Here is a 21,445-nt window from a genome sequence, read left to right on the forward strand (position 1 = left end):
TGGAATGGCTGGATTGCGTCTAGTGCCGTGTTGAACGTGAACGACTTCACTTATGGTATTGAAATAAGGCGAGTGTTCGCCTGTGAGGTTGATGCGGTGAGCGAAAATTCGCCGATCATAATTGGCTGGTTTGAAGCATTTTTTTCAACCCTGAAGACCTCGAAATCTGCGTGATAGCAATCGCTCCGGGCAGCGGTCTCAGGGATGGAGCGGCTCGCTGCCTATGGAACAGGAGACTCAGGAATAATGAGCACCAAATTTGCAGCCCGTGCCGGTGCGGCGTCGCTGGCAGCCGCCCTGGCGGCGCCGGCTCTGGCCGGTCCCGTCTACACCAATGACAACGGCGGCAGCTTCCGCTGGTACGGCCAATTCAACCCCTCCTTTCAGTCCTTCGACGACGGTCAGGAAGACTTCAACAGGCTGGTGGACAATACTGCCTCCAACTCGCGCATCGGGTTTTGGCTGGAGCAGAGCTATGGTGAGAACACGCTGCGCTTCAACTTCGAGACCGCCTTTGGCCTGCGCAGCTCGGACGGGGTAAATCAGCTGACCACCGGCGATAATCTGAGCTGGGACCGGACCAACATTCGCCACGTGGACTTTCAGTTCGACACCGCCCGCTATGGCCGCTTTTCGGCAGGTCAGGGGTCGATGGCGACCGATGGCATTACCGGCGCCGACTTTTCGGGCACCGGCCTGGGGGCATCCAACTCGGTTGCTGATTCCGCTGGCGGCTATGCCTTCCGGACCGGCGCCGGGGCTCTCAGCGGCGTCGAAATCGGCGATGCCTTCACAGATCTCGACGGCGGCCGCCTGGGCCGGATCCGCTATGACTCGCCCGAGCTGGCAGGTTTCACGGTTTCCACCTCCTACGGCACGGACATCCTGAACGACGACAACGACCGCGAAAGCTATGATGTTGCCGTGCGCTACGCCAACGATGAAGCCGGTGCCTTTGCCGTGGATGCTGGGCTTGGAGCCTCCTGGACCGAGCGTACCGGCGAGGAAGACCGCCGTGACCTGTCCGGCTCCTTCGGGCTGCTGCACAAGGCAACCGGTCTGTCGTTCAACGTGGCGGCCGGGGAACGCGACATCGCAGGCAGCTACGCCTATGCCAAGCTTGGCTATAAGGCGGATCTGATCGCTGCGGGCTCCACGGCGTTCTCGGTCGATTACTATGATGGCTCCGACATGGTCACCTCCGGCGACAGTGCCGAGTCCTGGGGAGTTGCGGCAGTCCAGAAAATCGACGCGCTGAACGTCGAAACCTATCTGGCCTACCGCGAATATTCCTACTCGGACACCAGCGCCACCACCTACCAGGATGCCAACGTGATCCTGGCCGGCGCCCGCTGGAAGTTCTGAACCTGGCCTGGGGCCTAAGAAAACGGTGCGCGCCCAAGCTGTGCGCGCACCCGCTCTGATACGGCGGGCCGCAGTTGCGCGCTGGTCAGAAATCCTCCCGGCCTGCTGCCCGCGAAAAGGGGAAGACGGCCTCCTGGTTCCCCTCGTGCCAGGAGGTTGCTTCCGCTGCATCGCTTCGGGCCGGCCGGGAGGCGGTTTCCGCCTCCGTCGCTGCCTGTTCGACAGGCTCAGTGACAGTTCTTCCGGCTCAGGAAACTGAACCACGCCCGGCTGGCTTTGCGGTGTCATTGCCCGGCACCTGGCTGGCGGCCGCGGGCTGCGCTGCCACGGCGGGCGGCATCGTGCTGAGTGATCTGATTCAGTTGCGGGGAGCCGGAGGTGACTTCGCCCAGAGTAACGGTCTGGCCTACGGCCACTGTGGCGATGCCGCAGACATGGCCGGTGTTGGTTGCTGCGCCGGAAATGACTCTCCAACTCCTCACTAGTAAAGCCGCAAAGCTGAACCCTATCAGATATTTTCGTGGAGCGTTGGAGTCACCACGGGCTAGGGACCGGCTGGCATCACCGGTTTCGTGCATTGGCTGGATCAGGTTGCTGCAGGCCTACTGAACTTTGGCTTCATCACTCTGCCACATGCCAGAGGCAGTGTCCGGGGCGGCCTGTTTCAGGCCAAGCGGCGATAGGGGGCGGAGCCTGGCCGTTTGGCTGCGTCTGCCGGAGAGAGGCGATAAAAGCCCTCAGAAAAGCAATGCCTCTTGCGCCGCGGCCCGCGGGGACATAGAAGACCGCAAATTGTCTGGGGGCACCTCTGCGCAGGAGCCCCGAATCTCTATGGGGAATAGGATGCAGGTCACCGAGACGCTGAACGAAGGTCTGAAACGCGGCTACGCCATCACCGTCACTGCTGCTGAGCTGGACGAGAAGGTCAACGAAAAGCTCGTCGAAGCGCAGCCGGAAATCGAAATGAAAGGTTTCCGCAAGGGCAAAGTGCCGATGGCACTGCTGAAAAAGCAGTTCGGCCAGCGCCTGATGGGCGAAGCCATGCAGGAAGCCGTCGACGGCGCCATGAACAAGCACTTCGAGGACAGCGGCGACCGTCCGGCGATGCAGCCCGACGTCAAGATGACCAACGAAGACTGGAAAGAAGGCGACGACGTCAACGTCGAGATGTCCTATGAGGCACTGCCGGAAATCCCCGAAGTCGACTTCTCCGGCGTTGAGCTGGAAAAGCTGGTTGTGAAGGCCGAAGACGAAGCCGTCACCGAAGCGCTGAACAACCTGGCGGAAACCGCCAAGGAATTCGAAGCCCGCGAAGAGGGCGCAGCTGCTGAAGACGGCGATCAGGTCGTGATCGACTTCCTGGGCAAGGTTGACGGCGAAGCCTTTGACGGCGGCGCAGGCGACGACTACCCGCTGACCCTGGGCTCCAACTCCTTCATCCCCGGTTTCGAAGAACAGCTGGTCGGCACCAAGGCCGGTGAAGAAAAAGACGTGAACGTCACCTTCCCGGAAGAGTACGGTGCAGAGCATCTGGCCGGCAAAGAGGCTGTCTTCACCTGCAAGGTGAAGGAAGTGAAAGCTCCGAAAGCGGCTGAGATCGACGACGAGCTGGCGAAGAAATTCGGCGCCGAGGACCTGGACGGCCTGAAAGGCCAGATCACCGAGCGTCTGGAAGCGGAATACGCCGGTGCTGCCCGCGCCGTGATGAAGCGCTCGCTGCTGGACAAGCTGGACACCCTGGTCTCCTTCGACCTGCCGCCGTCGCTGGTGGAAGCCGAAGCAAAGCAGATCGCGCACCAGCTGTGGCACGAGGAAAACCCGGAAGTGCAGGGCCACGACCACGGTGAGATCGAAGCCACCGACGAGCACAACACCCTGGCCGAGCGCCGCGTGCGCCTGGGCCTGCTGCTGGCCGAACTGGGCCAGAAGGCCGAAGTCGAAGTCACCGACGCTGAGATGACCCAGGCGATCATGGCGCAAGCACGCCAGTACCCGGGCCAGGAGCGCCAGTTCTTCGAGTTCATCCAGCAGAACGCTCAGATGCAGCAGCAGCTGCGCGCGCCGATCTTTGAAGACAAGGTTGTCGACCACATCGTCGAGCAGGCGAAAGTGGAAGAGAAAGAAGTCTCCAAGGACGACCTGCAGAAGGCTGTTGAGGCGCTGGACGAGGATTAATCCTCAACCGCTCTCGGAATTACGGAAAGGCCGCCTTATGGGCGGCCTTTTTCGTGATGCTGCCTGTTACAGGATCAGCCGCTCTTGCAGCCACAAAAGGGACGGGTAGGCGGCAAGCCAAATCCAGAAAAACCGGTTCAGCCCGAACAGGCAGGCGTTGGCCAGGTGAAACAGTGCGGCGGTGAGCAAGGCCAGGATCAGTGTCTCACGGCTGAACAGCGCCAAAGGAAAGACCAGTTCGAACAGCATTACAGCCCAGCCCATCATCCACAGGAGGCGCGGGCGGTCAGCATAGGCTCTCAGGCTTTCGCTGACCGGGTAAGTCGAGAAGCGGAACACATCCTGCAGGGCGCGGCCGGAACGCCATTCGGGGTTCACGATCTTGACTTGGCCGGAGATGAAGTAACAGATCACCAGCTGGCCCGCGAGATAGGCAAAGGCGTATTCCCTCCAATGCTCCGAGGGCAGCCAGCGGGCGGCGGTGAGACAGCAGAGGATCAGCAGGCTCATCTTGTCGCTGCCGCCGTTGTAGGGGCCTTGGAAGCGCTGCAGATGCAGAAGCCCCAAGGCCAGCAGCCCCAGAAGAACCCATGGCGTGGCGATGCCTGCCAGCAGGAGGCCGCTGAGCACCAGGCGCGGGCCGTGAATGATCTGCTCATTCTGGAAGCTGGCCAAATGCTCAAGACTTTGCAGCACAAAGGCAAATCCCATCAGAATTTCGGTTGCCCGCAGTGCAAGCTCTAAGCTCATGCCGCAGGCCCTCGGGAGATCGGATGGGGGTCGGATTGGTAGGTGACGGCTTTCACCAGGCTGCCGTCTTCCTCCCGGTCGATGAAAACGAGGCGGAATTGCAGGTAGCGCTTCTGCTCCCCGGCTGCGGGCGATGGCAGTGCGGCTTCGATCCGGTGCAGGATTTCCTGGCGGCTGTGTTCTGACGGCGCGAGGGTCAGCCGTTCGGCGCAGCTGACCAAAAACAGCGCTTCGTTCCAGCGCGGGTTCCACAGCATCCGCCGCGCCATTTGCAGAAGGGACAGGTGCTGCGGGCGGGGGCGGAATTCCTGCCAATCAGATGCGGTGCTGTGGGCATCTGCCAGCAAGGCCCATTCCACGCGGGGTGACGGGTCGACCGCCTTGAAAAAGCGCCAGGAGGGCATCAGCGCGGGTAGCAGCAGGTTGATCAGGCTCAGCATGGCGCCAGTTAAGCGGCCGGCCGTTACAATTCCCCTAAAATCTGCGGGCAGGGAAGTGCTCCCGCCCGTCCTTTCTGCATTGCTGCGCAAGGCAGCGCGTCCCGTTGGGCCGGGCAGCGCCCCTGCGGGGCGCTGGGGGCGACTCTGATGGCCTCTGTCAGGGCCGCAAGCCGGTTTCCTTGAGCATGCCGCGGCGCTTGGCCTCGTGGTAGTAGCCGCGGGAGTAGTGCTTGACCGCCTGGTCCTGGCTGCCGTCGGAGATCAGCCAGGCGCCGCGCAGGTATTTCACCGCGTATTTCAGGTTGGTGTCCGCATCGAGAAGATCCTTGGGCTTGCCCTGAAACCCCATCGAGCGCGCGGTGGCAGGCAGGATCTGCAGCAGCCCGTAGTAGGGCCGGTTCACCGCCCAGGGCCGGTGGGTGCTCTCGCGTACTGCCAGCCTGTGCACAAGGCTGCGCGGCACTTCGTAGTGATCCGCCCAATGGTTGATTTTCTGGCGCAGTTCGGGCGTTTCATTGGGAAACAGGGGCGGATCATAGGCAGGCGGCGGCGCATCAGCCCGGCTGCCGCAGGCGGCCAGGACACCGGCCGCGAGGAAAAGAGAAAGCAAAACCCGGCGTTTCATCGAGCCTCCGGCGGTTTAAACGGGGATAGGGCTTGCTGCAGCCTACAGCGGCGTGGCCGGGCTGCAACCGGAACCCTGCCGCAGCGGCATTTTTCCTCTCATGCAGAGCGGAGTGCCGGTTGGCCGGCTGCCCGGGGCACGGCTGCCGGACAGTGCCGGGGATTTGTGTCAAACTTTAACATCAATGCAATTGTTAAATAGGTGTAAACACTACATGTTGGGGGTGCGCATTGAGGCAGAACCAACCCTCAGGGCAGTTTGCCCCTCACGCCTGTGGGGCAGCTGACCAAGTCGGGCAGAGGGGGCCGCGGCTGTTTCCCAATTTTCCGCGGTCCCTATAAATGCGACGTCCCCGTACTGAAGAGGCTGGATCAGCCGGAAACCGGATGCCCCTGGTCCTGCATGCATTGCACCAGATACCGGCGCTGCGCGTCCTGGATCTGGGCGTCGCCGATGGCCGCCCCGGCAGCAGCGCCAACGATTGCTGCGGCCAGAGCTTTGTCCGGCACGTTGTCACCGCCCGCGGCAATGCCGCCTGCCAACGCTCCGCCGACGCCCCCCAATGCCGCCGACTTGCCTATGTGCTGGGCGCCAACCCGGCCCGCCTGGTCGCGGCAAGAAGCCAGGTCCGCATCATAGCCCGCGCCCGGAGCTGCGTAGAGGTGCAGCGGGGCGTTAAGGGAAGATGTCCCGCAAGCTGCCAGAGCGGCGCAGCATAGGGTAGAAAATGTGAGTGCCCGGAACCGCATGAAATGGCTCCTTTCTTCAATCGGATACAGGAAATGCCTGTCAGAACGTATCTTGAACTAAGGGGTCCGGCCAGAGCCGGCCGGCTGTTTTTCTGCCGCCGCGGGCAGCAGCTGCGTCAGGCGCTGAGTGGCGGCCGGGAGGTCCGGACAGGGATAGGTGCCGAGCTCCTGCAATTCGCGCGACACGTCTACCGGCAAGCTGGTGTTGCTGGCAGCAGGGATCTCGTTCAGGCGGCCGCCGATCAGGACCGGAATGTCCGCCCCTTGCTGTGCCAGCGCGTCCAGAAGGTCCCGGGCATAGCGAAGGGCAACACCGTTGTAGGTGCTGAGGGCGATGGCAGCCGCGCCGCTGGCAACCGCAGAAGCGGCCACGTCCGCCGGGTCGCTGGAAATGCCGCCGTCAGCCACGGTGAAACCTGCGCGGGCAAAGACCGTGTCCAGCAGCATTTTCCCGTGTTCATGAACGTCGGTGGTCGCCGTCAGTATGCAAACCTCCGGGCGGGCCAAGGCACAGAGCGATTGTCCAGGCTGACTGTCCAGGAACGCTTCGGCAGCTTCTTCGAGTTCAGTGAAAGTGGTAGCTGGAACCCGCGGCTGGCGCCGCCCGGGCATGTCCGGGCGCTGGCTGCCGGCACCGTAACGCTGTTCAAGCGCTCTGCCGCCGAGCCGCCGCAGGGCCAGCAGCAATTCAAAAGGGTCGGATGTGTCAATCCCGGCCTCGCGCAGCCCGTGCAGGACCCTGTCACGGAAACCTGAGGCTTCCGACAGCAAGGTGTCGCGGACCTGGTCTGCGGCCTGCAGATTCAGAAGAGGCAGATACCCTTCTGCGAGGTCTTTCATGCGGTTCAAATGGCATTGAGCGTCAATGATCTCTTGCGGGTCAGGAATACGCTCGTTCTCGCTGACAGGCACCGGGTTTACTGCGTGGCCGGTGGGCTGCAGCTGCTGAGCTGCGATATCGGCCAGAAGATAGGCAGAAAGACCGGCATAGTTTTCGGCGTGGTTGCCCTTATAGAGCACGGTGGCGCCATAGACCTGGGAGCCGGGAACGCCGTCGCAGACCATGGCCAGCGCCCGTTGAAAGGCGATCCGGGTCAAGGGCTCGGTGAAATGGTGGCCATAGCACACGGCATAGGGTGCGCCGATCAGATCGGTGATGATGTATTTTTCCAGCATTGCCTGGCCGAGCGCGCTGGTGAGGTCTTCGTAGACAGCGGCATAACCGTCATCAAGGTTGGAATGCACCAGCACCTCAACCGGCTGCGCCGCGATCAGGCCAAGCGCTTTGACCGTGGCAGCGGTGGTTTCCACATCATCTGTGTAACCGGGCAGGCGGAAGGTGAAATACTGGCCGAGATTGCCGATGGCAGTGGCGCCCGCGGCCAGAGCAGAGCAGGTGTTTTCCAGGGCCGCCGGAAACCCCAGCATAAAGTCGCCAAAGTGCATCGCCGCCGGGGCGGCTTGGGTCAGCCGGGCAAAATCCTCATCGCTGTTCAGCAGGATGCCGGTCCCGCGGGTCTGGTGCGAGCGCTGCGCACGGGGAAAGCCCATCGACCAATCCAGGCACATGCCGAAACGGTCGATCACGGCGCCGCGCTCTGCGCAGGCCTCGTAGACGGAAGCTGTTGCCGAGACCGAGCGCTGCAAGTCCCGGAAACCGAGATGCGCGTGCTGCATCACGGTGCCCTCTGCCATTTTCCGGCGCTTGTACTCAGCCTCGCTGGCACAGCCGTGCGCGCGCAGAAAGGCACAGTCTCCGACGCTCCAAAGGTCGGCCATCTGCCGGCCTTCATCCAAAAGCTGGCGGCCGGCGGGCAGTTCCGGTTCGGGCAGAATATCAGCCCGGGTCAGTGGAGGATGTGTCAGCATGAGCCCTGCCGCTAGTATGTTCCGTCACGGCAGGAACTTACCGCTGATCACAGCTGGCGCCACGTGATATTTCCTTGGGGCCTCATGAGTTTGCCTCATTGCCGCAGGGCCGGTCCAGGCGGGTGTCAGCTGTGCTGCACCGGTACAGGGCCGCCCGTCTCAAACATCTCAGCACCCGTTTGGATCATGCCTTGCGGCACCAGGTCCGAGATGGCATCGGTTTTGAACTTTGGCCGGTCGAACCTGTGCCCGCGCAGCAGCCTGAACAGCAGCCTGCGGCGCAGCGATAATTCTTCCAGCTCCAATGCATCTTGCATGGAACACCCCCTTTCATATCTCCCGCGGCCATCGTGGCGGCGAAGGGCAAACGAAAGGTTTACGCCCGGCAGGGGAAGCTTCTAAAAATTAAGAAGTCTTCTGAAGGTGTTAAGAGCAAAAGAAAAAGGCCGCCAAACAGGCGGCCTTTCCCAAGACATCCGATCCGGAAGGGATCAGTTGGTTTCTTCGCCAGCGGCTTCAGCTGCCGGTGCGTCGTCGTCGTCAGACGCAGCAGAGCCGATATCGTCGAACAGTTCGGCGATCTCGTATTCCGCAGCGGCTTCCTCTTCGGCGGCCAGCTCCTGGATCGATTTGCCGGATGCCTGCAGCTCGGCCTCTTCGGGCGAGCGGGCCACATTCATCTTGATTTCGACTTCGACTTCCGGGTGCAGCTTCACAGCGACCGAGTGCAGGCCCAGCTCTTTGATCGGAGCGATCAGAGCAACCTGTTTCTTGTCGATGGTGAAACCGTCCGCGGTGGCCGCTTCAGCAGCGTCGCGCGGGGTGACCGAGCCGTACAGCGCGCCCGCGTCCGATGCGGAGCGAATCACGATGAACTGCTGGCCGTCCAGCTTCTCTGCCAGAGCCTCTGCCTCTTTCTTGGTCTCCAGGTTGCGCGCTTCCAGCTGCGCTTTCTGGGCCTCGAATGCGGCGATGTTGGTTTCCGACGCGGTTTTTGCCTTGCCCTGCGGCAGCAGGAAGTTGCGGGCGTAACCGGGTTTGACGTCTACGACGTCGCCCATCTGGCCCAGCTTTGCAACGCGCTCAAGAAGGATAACTTGCATCTGCTGATCTCCTTACTTCACGGCGTAGGGCAGCAGGGCGAGGAAGCGGGCGCGCTTGATAGCACGGGCCAGCTCACGCTGCTTCTTGGCCGAAACGGCGGTGATGCGCGAAGGAACGATCTTGCCGCGCTCAGAGATGTAGCGCTGCAGCAGACGGGTGTCTTTGTAGTCGATCTTCGGCGCGTTGTCGCCCGAGAACGGGCAAACCTTGCGGCGGCGGAAAAACGGTTTGGCTGCCATGATTTAGCGTCCTTTTCTCAAGCGTTGATCAGCGGCGCTCGCGACGGCCGTCGCGTTCGTCGCGCTTCTGCATCTGGACCGAAGGGCCCTCGGCGTGCTCGTCGACCTTGATGGTCAGGACGCGCATCACGTCATCATGCAGACGCATCAGGCGCTCCATTTCCTGAACGGCGCCGGCGGGGGCGTCGGACTTCAGGAAGGCATAGTGGCCTTTGCGGTTCTTGTTGATCTTGTAGGCCATGGTCTTGACGCCCCAGTACTCCTGGTCGACCAGCTTGCCGCCGTTGTCGGACAGAACAGCACCGAAGTGTTCGATGAGGCCTTCTGCTTGCGAGTTGGACAGGTCCTGACGCGCAATCATGACATGCTCATAGAGTGGCATGCGAACTCCTGTTTGTGTCTAGGCGCATTTCATAGACCGGGCATCTGATGCTTCCGCTGCCAGGTCACGAGAGGCTGCGCGGATCGAAAGTGTTGCGGAAGCAGGCCTCCTATACAGGCTGGGGCCGAAAGAGCAAGGCAAATCGGTGCCTTCCGGCGCGCGGGAGGCCGCCGCCGCGGCTTTACCGCATGCCTGCCTCATTCGTGCCCCATTACCGGTCTTCAACTGATTAACGAAGCCTTAACGCGGAGAAGTGCCGCGCGGCCGGAACAGACCGGGCCGGGGCAGCTTTAGAAAGGGCAGTCAAATGGCAGTGACAGATCAAACCCCGCCGCAGGTATCCCGGGTTCCCGGTGCCGCAAAATTCAGCGCGGTGGCCGGTGCCGTGCCGCTGAGCTTGCGGCTGGAGGCGAATTGGAAGCTGCGTCTTGTGCTGCTGCGGGTGCTGGGGGCGGCGATGATCCTCAGTTCTACCGGGCTGTGGCTGGTCCCGGGGGCAGGGGCTGATCCCGAAATGAACCTGATCCGGATCGGTATCTCGGTGGCATTTCTGCTGGCCGGCCTGGTGCTGATGACAGCGCATGAGGCAGAAAACCGGCCAGAGGCCTGTTTTGACCCGGTGCGCCGGGAATTGCGTGTGTTGCAGCGGGACAGCCGCGGCCGCCCGCGCACGGTGCTGCGCCGCAGCTATGACACCCTGGGCGGCGTGCGGCTGACGGCCTCCACCGTGCAGATGTTTGAAACCGACGGCAGCCTCCTGATCGAGCTTCCTGTAGGGTCCGCGGCCATGCGCAGCCACCTGCGCGACCAGCTGAGCGGCGCGGTGCGGATTCTGACCTAACGGGATGATACGCTGAGCTCCGCGGCTTCCGTCGCATTTTTTGCAGGGTTTTGTGTTCGCCCTCTCACAGGTACTGTTGGATTTTGCGGGCTTCCCCTTTGGGAAGCCTGTCCCCATTTCTTTCACCACGAATTGATCAGACGGAGCCTACCCCATGAAATCGACTTTGTTTGCCGCCGCCCTGGCCGCTGCCGCTGCAACCGGTGCCGCCGCTGCACCCGAGAAATATATGCTGGACGCCAGCCACAGCCAGATTCTGTTCGACTATAACCACCTGGGCTTTTCGACCACCTGGGGTATGTTCTCGGGCTTTGAAGGCGAGATCATGTTCGACCAGGAGAACCCCGCGGCCTCCAGCGTCAATGTGAGCATGCCGCTGAACATGATGTTCACCGGCTGGCAGGCGCGGTTTGACCACTTCATGACCAAGGATTTCTTTGACGCAACCGAAGACGAGACCGTCAGCTTCTCCTCCACCGCGATCGAGGTGACCGGTGACTCGACCGCCAAGATCACCGGCGATCTGACCCTCAACGGCGTCACCAAACCGGTGGTGCTGGATGCCAAGCTGAACCAGACCGGCGAGCACCCGATGGCGAAAAAGCCCTGGGCCGGGTTTGACGCCACCGCCACCGTGCTGCGGTCCGACTTCAACTTGGGTCAGTTCGCACCCTTCGTCAGCGACGAGGTGAACATCAAGATTTCGATCGAAGCGATGAAAGCAGACAGCTGATCAGCGTGTCAGGCTTTTAACCGCAGCGTCGGCTCCAGCAGGGGCCGGCGTTTTTGTTTGCGCTGCACCTGGGCAGGAGCGCATCCCGAAAGCGTGACAGGAGTTCATTGGCCTTTTGGGTTTGGCCGCCGCATTCTGAAACTGGCCCCAGCGGCCACCTCGGAAAGGAGGCACCATGATCCGCTTTGGCTATTTCACTTCAGCCGCCGCGGCCTTGGCCCTCGCCGGCAATCTGGCCTTTACGGCACCCGCAGCTGCCCATGACTCCGGCAGCGATGCGGCACGCGCCATCGCCGGGCTGATTGCCCTGGGCATCATTGTCAAAAGCCTGGACAATCACAATCAGGGCCACCACAGCGGCAGCTACAGCTATCAGCCGCGCAGCTATTCCCATCCTCACCGGCCGCGGCATCACGCCGGGCATCACCGGCACCACTACCGCGGCATTCACCGCCACCGCTCCCGCCATGGCGGCTACTACCGGCACAGGCACTGAATCAGTATTTTGGTGAAAAGCTCCGGTCGGGTGCAATCTGCGCGGGTTGATAGCGACGCTGTGGCTGGGTAAAAAACAGGCAAAGGCTTGTGCGGTCCGGGAGCAAAGAGCAGCCAATGGTGAGCAGTACAACCCGGGCGGACAGCCTGTGCTACCGCCGGTCCGGCAGTGCGGATGCAGAAACCGTGTTCGACCTCGTGACTGCGTCCGTCAGCCGTTTGACGCCAGCCCCTTATCCGCCGCAGGTGGTTGCCAGCTGGATGGCAGGCCGGTCGCCCGCGGACTATCTGGCGGATTGCAGCAACGGAGAGATCTGGATTGCCGAGGCAGGCGGCAGGCCCGTGGGCTTTTCCCATGGCGTTCCGGGCGAGATCAAACGCCTGTTTGTTGCTGCCGGGGATACAGGCCGCGGCGCTGGTGCCGGGCTGATGCAGCGCGCCTTGGAAGATGCGCTGCCAAATGGCAGCGGCCACGTGCGGATCGAGGCCACTTTGAACGCCGTTCCCTTCTACGCAAAATGGGGTTTCTCGGAGACCGGCCGCGGTGTGTTCCCGGGCCGGGACCCGAACCTGCCGCAAATTGATGTGGTGATCCTGGAACGGACCTTCTGAAATCAGCTTGAACAGCTCCTCCAAACGGCAAAGCGCCGCGCGTCAGCGCGGCGCCAGGCCCAAGGCTGCCAGGGTACTGCGGCGCAGCCGCGGCACCCGCAGGCGCGGGAGGCCCGCCGTTGCGGGCTTCCTTTCAGGTCAATCGGGGCGCTTGGCTTCCAGCTCGACGGCAACCTCGACCGCAAAGGCAAGCGAGCTTTCGTCCGGCAGGCTCTTGCCGACGCCGAAGTCCAGGCGGTTCACGGTCAGCGCTCCGGCCATTTTTGCGGTGCCGCCGTCAAGGTCCAGAGTGAAGGGCAGGGTGACAGGGACAGTTTCCCCTTTGATGGTCAATGTGCCCGCAGCCTGATACCCCTCTGCCAGTTTCTCGATGTCCGCCTTGAACACGGCGGTAGGGAAATTCGCACTGTCGAAGTAATCGGCCCCCATGGCCTGCCCAGCGACTGAGCCCAGCTCCAGCGAGGAAATGGCAATGGTTACTTCCACATCCCCGGCAGGACCCGGCGCAGCGGGCTCTTCAAAGTTGATGACTGCAGTCCACTCGGCAAAGCTGCCTTGGATCACGCTGCCCATCTGGGTGACCGAAATCGCCAGCGTGCCGGACTGCACGGCCCACGCTCCGGCCGCAGCGGGAACCGCGACAACGGGCGCCGCAGTGCCTGAAACATGCGTCTCGCCTTGATCCCGGGCCTCCGCCTGGCTGTTGTCATGGCCGCCAAAGACGCCCCACACTGCACCGCCGCCCAAGGCGCCCGCCCAGACCAGCAACGCCAGCGCCAGCGGCGCCAAGCTGTGGGACTGCGCAGGCGGCACTGGCAGGCTGCCGGTGCCAGGCAGCATCCGGCGAAGGGTCGAGTCGCGGTCGATCACATGGTGTTTCAGCGCGCCCGCTACATGCAGGCCAAGCGAAATTGCCAGGGTCCAGACCAGCACCCAATGCAGACCGCCAAAGACCGCGGCAACTGCTTCGGATTTCGGCACAAACGGCAGGTCCTGCCCCAACGGCCACCAGATCGGCGCAAAACCGGACGTGGCCGCATGGTGGATCCAGCCGCTCAGCGGCACCGCAACCAGCGAACCATAGAGCAGCCAATGCACCATCTCCGCGGCCAGCGCTTCCGCTTTGCGGTCCGGATGCAGCAACCCCGGCTTGGGCTGGCTCAGCGCCCACAGAATGCGCAGGAGTGCTGTAAAGAAAACGGTGACGCCGATTGTCTTATGCAGCGAAAACAGCAGGGTGGCCCGCTCGATCACCGCCTGGCTGCCGTCAAAGCCAGGGCTCTGAATCTCATGCGCCAGCTCGTTGGCGAAATAGCCCAGCGGAAAGGCTGTAAAGATCAGCAGGGCGGTCAGCCAGTGAAAACTCTTGGCGACGCTTCCGTAAGAAGAGAACGTATTGGCACGGGACATCGGCGCGCATTTCCTTGTCAGATTCCGGTTGTCCTAAACCTAGCGATGGCAGGCTGCGTTGCAATCAAAGCCTCTGTCATCCGGCGCACAGGCTTGGTGCGCAAAGTGCAGCTTTGCTTGTACGCAGGGAAAAGGGCCGTTACATCAGGCAAAACGCTAAAACAGACGAGGTCATCAATGACGATCGCATTCGTGTTTCCCGGGCAGGGCGCCCAGACCATCGGCATGGGCAAGGCGCTGGCCGAGGCTTATCCGGCCGCCCAGGCCGTCTTTGACGAGGTGGACGACGCGCTGGGAGAGAAGCTGAGCCAGCTGATCTGGGAGGGCGAGATCGAAACCCTGACCCTGACCCAGAACGCCCAGCCTGCGCTGATGGCCACCTCGATGGCTGCCATGCGCGCGCTGGAGGCCGAAGGCGTCACAGTTGAAAAAGCCGCGTTCGTTGCGGGCCATTCGCTTGGCGAATATTCCGCGTTGGCTGCCGCCGGTGCGATTTCGGTTGCGGACACCGCGCGCCTGCTGCGCACCCGCGGCCTGGCGATGCAAAGCGCCGTGCCGGTGGGCGAGGGCGCGATGGCCGCAATTCTGGGCCTTGATCTGGACGCCGTGCGTGCGGTGGCGGAGGAAGCGGCACAGGGCGATGTCTGCCAGGCGGCAAATGACAACGACCCGACCCAGGTCGTGGTTTCCGGCGCCAAGGCTGCGGTAGAGCGCGCGGCAGTGATCGCCAAGGAAAAAGGTGCCAAGCGTGCAGTGATGCTGCCGGTATCCGCCCCCTTCCACTGCGCCCTGATGCAGCCTGCGGCTGACGCTATGGCTGAAGCGCTGGCCGGCGTTGACATTAAGTCCCCCGCAGTCCCGCTGATCGCCAATGTCCGCGCTGACGAAGTCACCAGCCCGGACGAGATCCGCCAGTTGCTGGTCGAGCAGGTCACCGGCTCGGTGCGCTGGCGCGAAAGCGTGCAGGCGATGAGCGCCAAGGGCGTCACTGAATTCTGGGAGATCGGTGCAGGCAAGGCCCTGTCGGGCATGATCCGCAAGATCGACCGGGCTTTGACCTGCCGCCAGGTCGGCACTCCCGACGACGCCAAAGCCGCTGCAGAGGCCTAATCCGATTTTCCCGGCGCTGCTTCGGGCTGCGCCGGGGTTCAGACTTAAAGGACAAGAACATGTTTGATTTGACTGGCAAGAATGCACTGGTGACCGGTGCGTCCGGCGGCATCGGCGGCGAGATCGCCCGTGCCCTGCACGCCGCAGGTGCCACCGTTGCCCTGTCCGGCACCCGCGAAGAGCCGCTGAAGGCGCTGGCTGCAGAACTTGGTGAGCGTGCCCATGTGGTGACTTGCAACCTGTCCGATGCGGAGTCGGTTGAGGCGCTGCCGAAACAGGCGGCTGAGGCCATGGGCTCGGTCGACATCCTGGTGAACAACGCAGGCATCACCCGCGACAACCTGTTCATGCGCATGAAGGACGAGGAATGGCAGTCTGTGCTGGACGTGAACCTCACCTCTACCATGCGGCTGTGCCGCGGCGTGCTGCGCGGGATGATGAAGGCCCGCTGGGGCCGCATCATCAACATCTCGTCTGTGGTCGGCGCCACCGGCAACCCGGGCCAGGGCAACTATGCGGCCTCCAAGGCCGGTATGGTCGGCATGTCCAAGTCGCTGGCCTATGAGGTCGCCAACCGCGGCATTACCGTGAACGCAGTTGCACCGGGTTTCATCGCCACCGCGATGACCGATAAGCTGAACGACACTCAGAAAGACGCGATCCTGACCCAGATCCCCGCGGGCCGTATGGGGGATTCGAAAGAAATCGCATCAGCGGTTCTTTACTTGGCCAGCCAGGAAGCCGGCTATGTCACCGGCACCACCCTGCATGTGAATGGCGGCATGGCAATGATCTAAGATCAGATCCGCTCTGTTGTTTTGGAAGCCCTGCAGCTGAATGCAGGGCTTTTTTCGTCGCCGTGCTTGGGCAAAGGCCGCTGCCCGCAGTCAGTTTTCGCCGCCAAGCGGTTGAAAAACGGCGAAATTGCGAAAAATTTCCCGTGTCGCCCTTGCAAGGACTTGATTGCGGGGCCATCTGCACGCTTCATAGCGGCCAGACGCGGGCTGCTGCGGCGCAAGTGACCAAGCGAAATCGTTTGCCTTGGCCGCGGTCTATGTTATAGGCGGCCCATATTCGCGCTGGCATTTCCTAACGGAAACGCCGCACTGTCCCCGCCCGGCGGGGATCACACCGCCCGCTCCGGGCAAAAACCACGCCGCCCGCAGGGGCAAGGGCAGAACCGGGCAGAGTGCCCTGAAAGACGAGGAAGAGACATGAGCGACGTCGCAGATCGCGTTAAGAAGATCGTTGTTGAGCACCTGGGTGTTGAAGAAGACAAAGTCACCGAAAACGCCTCCTTCATCGACGACCTGGGCGCAGACAGCCTGGACACCGTTGAGCTGGTGATGGCGTTTGAAGAAGAGTTCGGCATCGAAATCCCGGACGACGCAGCCGAAACCATCCAGACCTTCGGCGACGCGGTCAAGTTCATCTCCGAAGCGTCCTAAGCCACGCTTCCGGGGAACCGGATCGAGCGGCGTCTTCCCAGCGGGGAAGGCGCCGCTTTCTGTTTGGAGAATCTCTCTCTGCACTGCTCAGCCTGCCCGGTTTGCTATCGCTATCATAACCGCAGGTCAGGCGCCGCAATCCACGCGTAAATTCGCAGGATGCGCCGTATCGGATTGCCGCTTCTGTGCTAAGCTCTCCTCAAGAGGCAAAAACAGAGGAGATAGGCACTATGATGATTTACCCCACAATGGAGATTCAGAACGGCCGCTGTGTAACCCTCGAAAAAGGCCGCCTGGACGAACCTCAGATCTGGCATGTGGATCCCGTCGAAACCGCCAAGGGCTTTGCTGCTTCCGGCGCGGAATGGATGCATCTGACTGATTTCAATGCAATTGAAGGCGACTACAGCAATGAGGAGCTGATCTGCGACATCATTCGCGGCGCGGGGATTCCGGTGCAGCTGGGCGGCGGCATGCGCTCGCGCGAGCATATCGAGCATTGGATTGACAAAGGCGCAGGCCGCATCGTGATCGGGACCCTGGCGGCACGCGATCCGCATCTGGTCCAGGATCTGGCCAAGCATCACCCGGATCAGATTGTGCTGGCTGTGGATGTCTACCAGGGTCAGGTCATGACCGATGGCTGGCGCCAGGCAGGGGCGATCTCTCCGCAGGATTTCATTGCGGCGTTTGATACCGCGCCTTTGGCAGGAATAATCGTCACCGACATTGATAGCGACATGTCGGATCTGGAGGCCCAGCTAGGTCTGATCTCCGGCCTTGCTGAAAAGTCCCGCACGCCAGTGATTGCCAGCGGTGTGGTCCGCAGTTCGGACGATATCTCGCGGCTGAAGTATGTTTACAACATTTCCGGTGCCATGGTGGGCAGGGCATTGTTCCGCAAATCGCTGACTGTGGAAGAGGCCCTGGACGTCGCCCGGCCGGAACCCGAGCCTGTCGCTGAGTTTCAGTAATCCTCCGGCTGCGGCAGGCCTGTAAGCGGCAGCCAAGGACGCTTTGGAGAACACCTGGGGCCGTTCTGTTCCGGCAGGGCGGCCCCGATCAGGGACTCGGATTTGCGGCGCGGGCGGCTAGACACCGAGGCCAGGAGGAACACGGGCTGTAGACTGCCGGGTTTCATCGTCTTCCATCGGAAACGCTTCCAGCAGGCGGTGCAGCTGCAGGAAATTGAAGTCCTTTGAAAAACTGACTCCAAAATAATCAGCGGTTTGCCACCTTACTTGCGCCGGTACTGTGTAGCCGCCAAAACTGAGCGTCACGCGGCCTGAGACCTCGCAGTGGACGTCCGGACGAACCTTTGCACCCGCCCGGCTGAGATCAACCAGCTGGGCCTGGACAGTCTTGGGGCCTGCTTGAAACGTGCAAGGCACTGCACAAGGGTAGCGTTTGGTGCGGCGGATCCTGCGGATGCCGATACGGTCCAGAAAATACAGGATGCTGCCGCCCAGAACCAGAAATGAGATCCAGGCGATCGCAGCATTGATCATTTGCTGGCGCTGGCGGGCATCATCAGCGGCTACGGCGACCAATTTGCTGCCGTTTCCGGTTTCCTTGACCCGGTCGCAGGGCAAGGCTTCGACCTGAATGCCGAATTCCTGAGCTAAATCATGAACCCCCATGTGGCGGGCGCTTTCCATGGCAGCGGTGCGGCCCTGGCTGGATAAGATTTGCAGCAGGGCTTTTTGCTGCTGCAGCAATTGAAGTGTCCCGGCTTCCACTGACTGAATCCCCACGGCCCGCATGCGCTGGCGCAGCGGCTGCGGCTGATGACTGCGGAGCCAGCTTTGCAGCTGCTGCACATGGTACGCGCCTTGGCCGGTGCTAAGGTAGGTGAGAAACCCCTTTGAGGCACGGTGCAGATTCGACAGATCCTGATGAACGGCGCAACTGGCGCTGACGGGCCCGGAAAACAGGCCCGCAGCCATCAGGAAAGCAGATATAGCAAGCCATTGACGCATGGCGGGGGTCTTCCTTCATTCCTTCCAGGCTGAACGCTACCTCAAAGAAGCGAATTTGCGGTTAACGCGGTCAGCCCGGCAGAGTCCGCCACGCGGTTCTCCCGCCAGCTTCGCCTGTTCCTTGGCAGGAACAAGCAAGGCTGTTGGGCCCGGCGCCGCCCGCCGGGCGGCGCGCACCGCGCCTTAGGCGCGGTGCCATGCCCAACGCGGCCAGTCTGATCAGCTTGCTGATCTGACGCGGGGGCGGGAGCTTCCGGCTTGGCGGTCAATTGTAACTGCGGCGCTGCAAGCCGATGGGCTGCTGCAGCCGCGGTCTCTGTTCGTTGCCAGTGACACGTTGAGATTTGAATCGGTGCGTGGGAGAGGGAAAAAAGCGGGCTGGAGCAAAATGGCCCAGAACTCCAACCCGCGTTGGCATTCCAAGAGGACGGATGCCGAGTTTATTTAATCGGAATACTGTCAACCTAGAAGCGATTAGTTAATCGAGTATTCTTGTTCAGAAAAAAAACCGCAAAAAACCGCTCAGCACGGGGGGAATTCCCTGTTCCGCCCGCTCTTGCGCAAGCTGGTCATTCCAAGCTATTTGAACGGACGGATTGCCGAGGCAAAGGAGAGCAAGGAATGCGTCGAGTAGTTGTCACCGGACTGGGCCTGGTCACCCCGCTGGCCAGCGGTGTTGAAGAAACCTGGTCGCGGCTGCTGGACGGCCAGTCGGGCGCTGGACCGATCACGCTGTTTGATGCTGAAGCCAGCGGCGTGACCACCACATATGCTTGCGAGGTCCCGCGCGGCGACGGCACCGAAGGGTCTTTCAACCCGGATGACTGGGTCATCAAGAAAGAGCAGAAGAAGATTGATGACTTCATTCTCTACGGTATCGCTGCCGCCGACATGGCCGTGCGCGACGCCGGCTGGACGCCGGAGGACGAAGACAGCCGCCTGCGCACCGGTGTGATGATCGGATCGGGCATCGGCGGCCTCAGTTCCATCGCGGACACTGCCGTGATGATCAAGGAGAAGGGCCCCCGCCGGGTGTCGCCGTTCTTTATCCCCGGCGCGCTGATCAACCTGATCTCCGGCCAGGTCTCGATCCGCTTCGGCTTCAAAGGCCCGAACCACTCGGTTGTGACCGCCTGTTCCACCGGAGCACATGCCATTGGCGACGCGGCCCGGCTGATCAAGTCCGGCGATGCGGACGTGATGATTGCTGGCGGTGCGGAATCGGCAATCTGCGAAATCGGCATCGCGGGCTTCAATGCCTGCAAAGCGCTGTCGACCAAACGCGCGGACGATCCGAAAAAAGCCTCGCGCCCCTATGACGCCGACCGTGACGGTTTTGTCATGGGCGAAGGCGCCGGCGTTGTGGTCCTGGAAGACTACGAACACGCCAAGGCCCGCGGCGCCAAAATCTATGCAGAGGTTCTGGGTTACGGCCTGTCGGGCGACGCCTACCACATCACCGCCCCGTCCGAGGATGGCGAGGGCGGCGAGCGTTCGATGAAGGCGGCGTTGAAAAACGCAGGGCTGGAGCCGTCGGCGATCGATTACATCAACGCCCATGGCACCTCGACCATGGCCGATACCATCGAACTGGGCGCTGTGGAGCGGCTGCTGGGCGATCACGCGGGCAATGTCACCATGTCCTCGACCAAATCCGCCACCGGCCACCTGCTGGGCGCAGCTGGCGCGATCGAGGCAATCTTCTCGATCCTTGCGATCCGCGATCAGGTTGCGCCGCCGACCATCAACTTGGACAATCCCGCCGTTGACACCGCCGTTGACTTGGCGCCGAATGCCAAGCGCGAGCGCAAGATCGAGGTGGCACTGTCCAATTCCTTCGGCTTTGGCGGCACCAACGCCTCGGTGATCTTCGGGAAAGCTGACTGATGTGGCGCAGCCTCGCTTCCAACATGCTGACGGTCCTCATTGCGGCGCTGTTCCTGCTGGGCGGCGTCATCCTGTGGGGCAAATCGCAATACACCGCTGACGGGCCGCTGGAGACAGCGATCTGCCTGCGGGTGGAGCGGGGCTCGAATATGACACGGGTGAGCCGCGACCTGGAGACCCAGGGCGCGGTTGCATCCGGCATCATGTTCCGCCTCGGCGCAAAATACAGCGAGAAGACCAGCCAGTTGAAGGCGGGCAGCTTTCTGGTTGCGCCGGGCTCTTCGATGGAAGAGATCGTCTCCCAGATCACCACTTCCGGCGCGTCCACGTGCGGCACCGAGATCGTCTATCGTGTCGGGGTGACCCGTACCCAGGCCGTGGTGCGGGAGCTGGACCCGGCGACCAACAAGTTTGCCCAGAAGGCAGAATTTATTCTGGGCGCGGAAGACGTTCCGGCAGCCTACACCGACACCCGCCAGGACAGCGACACCCGGTACCGGATCGCGCTGGCCGAGGGCGTGACCAGCTGGCAGGTGGTTGAGGCGCTGAAGGCGATGGATGTGCTTGCGGGTGACCCGGGCGAGCGCCCGGCCGAAGGCCTGCTGGCGCCTGACAGCTATGAAGTGTCACCGGGCACTGAACGTTCTGCGGTACTGGCCGAGATGCAGGAGCGCCAGCTGCTGCGTGTCAACGCCGCATGGGAAGGCCGCTCGGCAGATGCGGCTGTGCAGACGCCGGAAGAGATGCTGATCCTTGCCTCGATCATCGAGAAGGAAACCGGCGTGGCCTCCGAGCGGGGCGTGGTGGCTTCGGTATTCACCAACCGCCTGAACCGCGGTATGCGGCTGCAGACGGACCCGACGGTGATTTACGGCGTCATCAAGGGCGAGGGCGTGCTTGGCCGCGGCCTGCGCCAGAGCGAACTGCGCCGGGCTACCCCGTGGAACACCTATGTGATCGAAGGCCTGCCGCCGACGCCGATCGCCAACCCGGGCATGGAAAGCCTTGAGGCCGCGGTGAACCCGGATGCAACGGATTTCATCTTCTTTGTGGCGGACGGCACCGGCGGCCATGCTTTTGCCGAAACTCTGCAGGAGCATAACCGCAACGTGGCCAAGTGGCGCCAGATCGAAGCGGAGCAGCAGCAAAACAACTGACCAGCAGTTCGGCTTTTGCAAAATAACGGCCCGGAAAGCGTATGCTTTCCGGGCCGTTTTCTTTGCTGGGAAGGC

General features: G+C 62.1%; 24 protein-coding genes. 12 read left to right on the top strand and 12 right to left on the bottom strand.

What is annotated here, in order from left to right:
- Positions 1 to 246 precede the first annotated feature (246 nt).
- The gene (locus tag RA19_RS20360) at positions 247 to 1,365 is read left to right on the top strand and encodes a porin (RefSeq protein ID WP_039166218.1); all 1,119 of its coding nucleotides are present in this window, start codon (positions 247 to 249) and stop codon (positions 1,363 to 1,365) included.
- Positions 1,366 to 1,649: 284 nt separating this feature from the next.
- Here RA19_RS20360 and RA19_RS26680 read toward each other — a convergent pair whose 3' ends face one another.
- Positions 1,650 to 1,847, bottom strand: a complete 198-nt coding sequence (locus tag RA19_RS26680) for a hypothetical protein (protein ID WP_152615839.1) — start codon at positions 1,845 to 1,847, stop codon at positions 1,650 to 1,652.
- A 361-nt stretch (positions 1,848 to 2,208) separates the two neighbouring features.
- Between RA19_RS26680 and tig the strand changes: the two genes are divergently transcribed.
- Positions 2,209 to 3,540: a trigger factor gene (gene tig, locus RA19_RS20365; protein ID WP_039166220.1), complete on the top strand. Its 1,332-nt coding sequence runs from the start codon at positions 2,209 to 2,211 to the stop codon at positions 3,538 to 3,540.
- A gap of 66 nt (positions 3,541 to 3,606) precedes the next feature.
- On the opposite strand, the gene RA19_RS20370 is transcribed toward tig, so the two are convergent.
- The 9 genes from RA19_RS20370 to rpsF form a co-directional block, all read right to left on the bottom strand.
- Positions 3,607 to 4,290 carry an HTTM domain-containing protein gene (locus tag RA19_RS20370; protein WP_039166223.1) on the bottom strand — a complete coding sequence of 228 codons (684 nt, stop codon included), beginning with the start codon at positions 4,288 to 4,290 and terminating at the stop codon, positions 3,607 to 3,609.
- Positions 4,287 to 4,730, bottom strand: coding sequence for a hypothetical protein (locus tag RA19_RS20375; protein ID WP_039166225.1), 444 nt, complete (start codon positions 4,728 to 4,730; stop codon positions 4,287 to 4,289). The genes RA19_RS20370 and RA19_RS20375 overlap by 4 nt, the downstream gene beginning before the upstream one ends.
- Before the next feature lie 157 nt (positions 4,731 to 4,887).
- Positions 4,888 to 5,355 carry a lytic transglycosylase domain-containing protein gene (locus tag RA19_RS20380; RefSeq protein WP_039166228.1) on the bottom strand — a complete coding sequence of 156 codons (468 nt, stop codon included), beginning with the start codon at positions 5,353 to 5,355 and terminating at the stop codon, positions 4,888 to 4,890.
- A 371-nt stretch (positions 5,356 to 5,726) separates the two neighbouring features.
- Positions 5,727 to 6,104, bottom strand: a complete 378-nt coding sequence (locus tag RA19_RS20385) for a hypothetical protein (protein WP_039166231.1) — start codon at positions 6,102 to 6,104, stop codon at positions 5,727 to 5,729.
- Between the two features lie 57 nt (positions 6,105 to 6,161).
- Positions 6,162 to 7,973: a cobalamin-dependent protein gene (locus RA19_RS20390; RefSeq protein WP_052261953.1), complete on the bottom strand. Its 1,812-nt coding sequence runs from the start codon at positions 7,971 to 7,973 to the stop codon at positions 6,162 to 6,164.
- 125 nt (positions 7,974 to 8,098) lie between these two features.
- The gene (locus RA19_RS20395) at positions 8,099 to 8,290 is read right to left on the bottom strand and encodes a hypothetical protein (RefSeq protein WP_039166234.1); all 192 of its coding nucleotides are present in this window, start codon (positions 8,288 to 8,290) and stop codon (positions 8,099 to 8,101) included.
- A gap of 174 nt (positions 8,291 to 8,464) precedes the next feature.
- On the bottom strand, positions 8,465 to 9,076 hold the full coding sequence (gene rplI / locus RA19_RS20400; RefSeq protein ID WP_039166235.1) for a 50S ribosomal protein L9: 612 nt from the start codon (positions 9,074 to 9,076) through the stop codon (positions 8,465 to 8,467).
- Positions 9,077 to 9,088: 12 nt separating this feature from the next.
- Positions 9,089 to 9,316, bottom strand: coding sequence for a 30S ribosomal protein S18 (rpsR, locus tag RA19_RS20405; protein WP_005982441.1), 228 nt, complete (start codon positions 9,314 to 9,316; stop codon positions 9,089 to 9,091).
- A gap of 28 nt (positions 9,317 to 9,344) precedes the next feature.
- The gene (gene rpsF, locus RA19_RS20410; RefSeq protein ID WP_039129994.1) at positions 9,345 to 9,698 is read right to left on the bottom strand and encodes a 30S ribosomal protein S6; all 354 of its coding nucleotides are present in this window, start codon (positions 9,696 to 9,698) and stop codon (positions 9,345 to 9,347) included.
- Positions 9,699 to 10,005: 307 nt separating this feature from the next.
- Here rpsF and RA19_RS20415 point away from each other — a divergent pair, with 307 nt between their 5' ends.
- The 4 genes from RA19_RS20415 (at position 10,006) to RA19_RS20430 (ending at position 12,379) form a co-directional block, all read left to right on the top strand.
- The gene (locus RA19_RS20415; RefSeq protein WP_039166237.1) at positions 10,006 to 10,539 is read left to right on the top strand and encodes a hypothetical protein; all 534 of its coding nucleotides are present in this window, start codon (positions 10,006 to 10,008) and stop codon (positions 10,537 to 10,539) included.
- Between the two features lie 154 nt (positions 10,540 to 10,693).
- On the top strand, positions 10,694 to 11,272 hold the full coding sequence (locus RA19_RS20420) for a YceI family protein (RefSeq protein WP_039166240.1): 579 nt from the start codon (positions 10,694 to 10,696) through the stop codon (positions 11,270 to 11,272).
- Positions 11,273 to 11,447: 175 nt separating this feature from the next.
- Positions 11,448 to 11,768 (top strand): hypothetical protein, encoded by a 321-nt coding sequence (locus tag RA19_RS20425; protein ID WP_039166247.1) that lies wholly within the window; start codon positions 11,448 to 11,450, stop codon positions 11,766 to 11,768.
- Between the two features lie 119 nt (positions 11,769 to 11,887).
- Positions 11,888 to 12,379: a GNAT family N-acetyltransferase gene (locus RA19_RS20430; protein ID WP_193748309.1), complete on the top strand. Its 492-nt coding sequence runs from the start codon at positions 11,888 to 11,890 to the stop codon at positions 12,377 to 12,379.
- Between the two features lie 138 nt (positions 12,380 to 12,517).
- Here RA19_RS20430 and RA19_RS20435 read toward each other — a convergent pair whose 3' ends face one another.
- Positions 12,518 to 13,789 carry a cytochrome b/b6 domain-containing protein gene (locus tag RA19_RS20435; RefSeq protein ID WP_039166252.1) on the bottom strand — a complete coding sequence of 424 codons (1,272 nt, stop codon included), beginning with the start codon at positions 13,787 to 13,789 and terminating at the stop codon, positions 12,518 to 12,520.
- 177 nt (positions 13,790 to 13,966) lie between these two features.
- Here RA19_RS20435 and fabD point away from each other — a divergent pair, with 177 nt between their 5' ends.
- The 4 genes from fabD to RA19_RS20455 all read left to right on the top strand — a co-directional run bounded on the left by fabD (position 13,967) and on the right by RA19_RS20455 (position 17,321).
- Entirely contained in the window at positions 13,967 to 14,899 is a 933-nt protein-coding gene (gene fabD / locus RA19_RS20440; RefSeq protein ID WP_039166255.1) for an ACP S-malonyltransferase, read from the top strand.
- 59 nt (positions 14,900 to 14,958) lie between these two features.
- Positions 14,959 to 15,696 carry a 3-oxoacyl-ACP reductase FabG gene (fabG, locus tag RA19_RS20445; protein WP_039166257.1) on the top strand — a complete coding sequence of 246 codons (738 nt, stop codon included), beginning with the start codon at positions 14,959 to 14,961 and terminating at the stop codon, positions 15,694 to 15,696.
- A 417-nt stretch (positions 15,697 to 16,113) separates the two neighbouring features.
- Complete coding sequence (locus RA19_RS20450; protein ID WP_005982462.1) at positions 16,114 to 16,347, top strand: acyl carrier protein; 234 nt, start codon at positions 16,114 to 16,116, stop codon at positions 16,345 to 16,347.
- A 230-nt stretch (positions 16,348 to 16,577) separates the two neighbouring features.
- The gene (locus RA19_RS20455; RefSeq protein WP_039166261.1) at positions 16,578 to 17,321 is read left to right on the top strand and encodes a 1-(5-phosphoribosyl)-5-[(5-phosphoribosylamino)methylideneamino]imidazole-4-carboxamide isomerase; all 744 of its coding nucleotides are present in this window, start codon (positions 16,578 to 16,580) and stop codon (positions 17,319 to 17,321) included.
- 117 nt (positions 17,322 to 17,438) lie between these two features.
- Here the strand turns inward: RA19_RS20455 and RA19_RS20460 are convergent, their stop codons facing one another.
- On the bottom strand, positions 17,439 to 18,167 hold the full coding sequence (locus RA19_RS20460; protein WP_241479113.1) for a PilZ domain-containing protein: 729 nt from the start codon (positions 18,165 to 18,167) through the stop codon (positions 17,439 to 17,441).
- Between the two features lie 780 nt (positions 18,168 to 18,947).
- Between RA19_RS20460 and fabF the strand changes: the two genes are divergently transcribed.
- Complete coding sequence (gene fabF, locus RA19_RS20465) at positions 18,948 to 20,213, top strand: beta-ketoacyl-ACP synthase II (RefSeq protein ID WP_039166265.1); 1,266 nt, start codon at positions 18,948 to 18,950, stop codon at positions 20,211 to 20,213.
- On the top strand, positions 20,213 to 21,370 hold the full coding sequence (mltG, locus tag RA19_RS20470) for an endolytic transglycosylase MltG (RefSeq protein ID WP_039166267.1): 1,158 nt from the start codon (positions 20,213 to 20,215) through the stop codon (positions 21,368 to 21,370). The genes fabF and mltG overlap by 1 nt, the downstream gene beginning before the upstream one ends.
- The last annotated feature ends 75 nt before the right edge of the window (positions 21,371 to 21,445 follow it).

Source organism: Leisingera sp. ANG-M1 (genome assembly GCF_000813745.1).
Lineage (GTDB): Bacteria > Pseudomonadota > Alphaproteobacteria > Rhodobacterales > Rhodobacteraceae > Leisingera.

What these genes read in the sequence shown, in the direction of transcription:
- RA19_RS20380 (WP_039166228.1), bottom strand. Translation starts at nt 5,355, where the DNA reads ATGAAACGCCGGGTTTTGCTTTCTCTTTTCCTCGCGGCCGGTGTCCTG.
- RA19_RS20375 (WP_039166225.1), bottom strand. Translation starts at nt 4,730, where the DNA reads ATGCTGAGCCTGATCAACCTGCTGCTACCCGCGCTGATGCCCTCCTGG.
- fabD (WP_039166255.1), top strand. Translation starts at nt 13,967, where the DNA reads ATGACGATCGCATTCGTGTTTCCCGGGCAGGGCGCCCAGACCATCGGC.
- RA19_RS20395 (WP_039166234.1), bottom strand. Translation starts at nt 8,290, where the DNA reads ATGCAAGATGCATTGGAGCTGGAAGAATTATCGCTGCGCCGCAGGCTG.
- fabF (WP_039166265.1), top strand. Translation starts at nt 18,948, where the DNA reads ATGCGTCGAGTAGTTGTCACCGGACTGGGCCTGGTCACCCCGCTGGCC.
- RA19_RS20450 (WP_005982462.1), top strand. Translation starts at nt 16,114, where the DNA reads ATGAGCGACGTCGCAGATCGCGTTAAGAAGATCGTTGTTGAGCACCTG.
- RA19_RS20360 (WP_039166218.1), top strand. Translation starts at nt 247, where the DNA reads ATGAGCACCAAATTTGCAGCCCGTGCCGGTGCGGCGTCGCTGGCAGCC.
- fabG (WP_039166257.1), top strand. Translation starts at nt 14,959, where the DNA reads ATGTTTGATTTGACTGGCAAGAATGCACTGGTGACCGGTGCGTCCGGC.
- mltG (WP_039166267.1), top strand. Translation starts at nt 20,213, where the DNA reads ATGTGGCGCAGCCTCGCTTCCAACATGCTGACGGTCCTCATTGCGGCG.
- RA19_RS20420 (WP_039166240.1), top strand. Translation starts at nt 10,694, where the DNA reads ATGAAATCGACTTTGTTTGCCGCCGCCCTGGCCGCTGCCGCTGCAACC.
- tig (WP_039166220.1), top strand. Translation starts at nt 2,209, where the DNA reads ATGCAGGTCACCGAGACGCTGAACGAAGGTCTGAAACGCGGCTACGCC.
- RA19_RS20415 (WP_039166237.1), top strand. Translation starts at nt 10,006, where the DNA reads ATGGCAGTGACAGATCAAACCCCGCCGCAGGTATCCCGGGTTCCCGGT.
- RA19_RS20435 (WP_039166252.1), bottom strand. Translation starts at nt 13,789, where the DNA reads ATGTCCCGTGCCAATACGTTCTCTTCTTACGGAAGCGTCGCCAAGAGT.
- rpsF (WP_039129994.1), bottom strand. Translation starts at nt 9,698, where the DNA reads ATGCCACTCTATGAGCATGTCATGATTGCGCGTCAGGACCTGTCCAAC.
- rplI (WP_039166235.1), bottom strand. Translation starts at nt 9,076, where the DNA reads ATGCAAGTTATCCTTCTTGAGCGCGTTGCAAAGCTGGGCCAGATGGGC.
- RA19_RS20390 (WP_052261953.1), bottom strand. Translation starts at nt 7,973, where the DNA reads ATGCTGACACATCCTCCACTGACCCGGGCTGATATTCTGCCCGAACCG.
- RA19_RS20425 (WP_039166247.1), top strand. Translation starts at nt 11,448, where the DNA reads ATGATCCGCTTTGGCTATTTCACTTCAGCCGCCGCGGCCTTGGCCCTC.
- RA19_RS20385 (WP_039166231.1), bottom strand. Translation starts at nt 6,104, where the DNA reads ATGCGGTTCCGGGCACTCACATTTTCTACCCTATGCTGCGCCGCTCTG.
- RA19_RS20370 (WP_039166223.1), bottom strand. Translation starts at nt 4,290, where the DNA reads ATGAGCTTAGAGCTTGCACTGCGGGCAACCGAAATTCTGATGGGATTT.
- rpsR (WP_005982441.1), bottom strand. Translation starts at nt 9,316, where the DNA reads ATGGCAGCCAAACCGTTTTTCCGCCGCCGCAAGGTTTGCCCGTTCTCG.
- RA19_RS20455 (WP_039166261.1), top strand. Translation starts at nt 16,578, where the DNA reads ATGATGATTTACCCCACAATGGAGATTCAGAACGGCCGCTGTGTAACC.